Annotated in this window: 1 protein-coding gene; it reads right to left on the bottom strand. The window is 65.2% G+C overall.

The window, feature by feature from the left end; genetic code table 11:
* A partial coding sequence (locus AC07O1_RS30310) for an Ig-like domain-containing protein (protein ID WP_495091186.1) occupies positions 1-2,393 on the bottom strand: 2,393 nt, incomplete at both ends.

Below are 2,393 nucleotides of genomic sequence, written 5' to 3'. Positions count from 1 at the left end.
CTCGACCACGCCTTGTGCCAGATGGTCGAAGTCGCTCCCCGGGTTGAACACCAGCTGGTTGCCGACCACGCTGGCCGCGCCCTTGTTCGCCGGCGCACTGACCGAGTTCAGCGTGAACACATGACCGTCATCGACATCGGTGTCGTTGGCCAGCACGTTGAGGGTCAGGGTCTGGTTTTCTGTACCGGCGGCCACATCGGCCACCGCCACCGGCGCATCGTTGGTGCCAGTGATCGTGACGTCCACCGTGGAACTCGAGAGCGCCCCGTACTGGTCCTGCATCTGGTAGTTGAGCGTCACGTGCTCGACCACGCCCTGCGCCAGGTGATCGAAATCGCTCCCCGGGTTGAACACCAGCTGGTTGCCGACCACGCTGACCGCGCCCTTGCTCGCTGGCGCACTCGCCGAGTTCAGCGTGAACAGGTGGCCGTCGTCGACGTCGGTGTCGTTGGCCAGCACGTTGAGGGTCAGGGTCTGGTTCTCTGTGCCGGCGGCCACATCGGCCACTGCCACCGGCGCATCGTTGGTGCCGGTGATGGTCACATCCACCGTGGAACTCGAGAGTGCCCCGTACTGGTCCTGCATCTGATAGCTGAGGGTCACGTGCTCGACCACGCCCTGCGCCAGGTGGTCGAAGTCGCTCCCTGGGTTGAACACCAGCTGGTTGCCGACCACGCTGGCCGTGCCCTTGTTCGCCGGCGCACTCGCCGCGTTCAGCGTGAACAGGTGGCCGTCGTCGACGTCGGTGTCGTTGGCCAGCACGTTGAGGGTCAGGGTCTGGTTTTCCGTGGCTGCGGCCGTATCGACCACCGCCACCGGCGCATCGTTGGTGCCGGTGATGGTCACGTCCACCGTGGAACTCGAGAGCGCCCCGTACTGGTCCTGCATCTGATAGCTGAGGGTCACGTGCTCGACCACGCCCTGCGCCAGGTGGTCGAAGTCGCTCCCTGGGTTGAACACCAGCTGGTTGCCGACCACGCTGGCCGTGCCCTTGTTCGCCGGCGCACTGACCGCGTTCAGCGTGAACAGGTGGCCGTCGTCGACGTCGGTGTCGTTGGCCAACACGTTGAGGGTCAGGGTCTGGTTTTCCGTGCCGGCGGCCACATCGGCCACTGCTACCGGCGCGTCGTTGGTGCCGGTGATCGTCACATCCACGCTGCTGGTAGAGAGTGCCCCGTACTGGTCCTGCATCTGGTAGCTGAGCGTCACGTGCTCGACCACGCCCTGTGCCAGGTGGTCGAAATCGCTCCCCGGGTTGAACACCAGCTGGTTGCCGACCACGCTGGCCGTGCCCTTGTTCGCCGGCGCACTGACCGAGTTCAGCGTGAACACATGACCGTCATCGACATCGGTGTCGTTGGCCAGCACGTTGACGGTCAGCGTCTGGTTTTCCGTGCCGGCAGCCGTATCGGCCACCGCCACCGGCGCGTCGTTGGTGCCGGTGATGGTCACCACCACAGTGCTACTGGCGGGCGCGCCGTGCTCGTCGGTCATGTTGTAGCTGAGCGTGACGCTGGCCGTGGCGCCTTGCGCCAGATGGTCGAAATCGGCCCCCGGGTTGAACACCAGCTGGTTGCCCGCGACGCTGGCACTGCCCTGGCCGATCGGCGCGCTGGCGCTGACCAAGGTAAACGCGTGGCCGTCATCGACATCGGTGTCGTTGGCCAGCACGTTGAGGGTCAGGGTCTGGTTCTCTGTGCCGGCGGCCACATCGGCCACCGCCACCGGCGCATCGTTGGTGCCGGTGATGGTCACATCCACGGTGGAACTCGAGAGTGCCCCGTACTGATCCTGCATCTGGTAGTTGAGGGTCACGTGCTCGACCACGCCTTGTGCCAGGTGGTCGAAATCGGTCCCCGGGTTGAACACCAGCTGGTTGCCGACCACGCTGGCCGTGCCCTTGTTCGCCGGCGCACTGACCGCGTTCAGCGTGAACAGGTGGCCGTCGTCGACATCGGTGTCGTTGGCCAGCACGTTGAGGGTCAGGGTCTGGTTTTCCGTGCCGGCGGCCACATCGGCCACCGCCACCGGTGCGTCATTGGTGCCGGTGATGGTCACATCCACCGTGGAACTCGAGAGTGCCCCGTACTGGTCCTGCATCTGGTAGTTGAGGGTCACGTGCTCGACCACGCCTTGTGCCAGGTGGTCGAAATCGCTCCCCGGGTTGAACACCAGCTGGTTGCCGACCACGCTGACCGTGCCCTTGTTTGCTGGCGCACTGACCGCGTTCAGCGTGAACAGGTGGCCATCGTCGACGTCGGTGTCGTTGGCCAGCACGTCGATCGTCAGGGTCTGGTTTTCCGTGCCGGCGGCTACATCGGCCACCGCCACCGGTGCATCGTTGGTGCCGGTGACCGTCACATCCACGCTGCTGGTCGAGAGTGCCCCGTACT

It is taken from the genome of Pseudomonas sp. GW821-FHT07G10, from assembly GCF_059418545.1.
The sequence above is the reverse complement of the archived record's forward strand: the minus strand, read 5'-3'. Positions and strand labels throughout refer to the sequence as shown.